Genomic DNA, 320 nt, shown 5'->3' with positions numbered 1-320 from the left:
CCTGCCGTTACGAGCGCGACCGCCTCGTTTCCGGCCTCACGCGCCTCGTCCGTCCGGGCGGCAATGGAGTCGAGCGCAGCTGCAAGTTCGCGGCCCCTGCCAGCAATTTCCTCCATATGCGTACTGGTCTGTACGGCCGCAGTGGCAACGGCGGCAGCGCGGGTGCTGACCTGGGTCGACCTCTCCGCCACCTGGGCAGCGTCGTTTTCCAGCATGCTCGACAGCTTGTCCATCATCTGGCCCAGAGCCGCAACTTCGCGTTCGAAACGCTCTGCAGCAGCCTCGATCTGGTCGGCGCGCGCGACCCTGTGGCGGGCCCT

At 67.2% G+C, this 320-nt stretch carries 1 protein-coding gene; it reads right to left on the bottom strand.

Annotated elements, in window-relative coordinates:
- Positions 1-320: hypothetical protein (locus AX735_RS26170; RefSeq protein WP_446471850.1), on the bottom strand; the 320-nt coding region annotated here is incomplete at both ends.

The organism is Blastomonas sp. CCH1-A6 (genome assembly GCF_001556365.1).
Lineage (GTDB): Bacteria > Pseudomonadota > Alphaproteobacteria > Sphingomonadales > Sphingomonadaceae > Blastomonas > Blastomonas ursincola.
The sequence above is the reverse complement of the archived record's forward strand: the minus strand, read 5'-3'. Positions and strand labels throughout refer to the sequence as shown.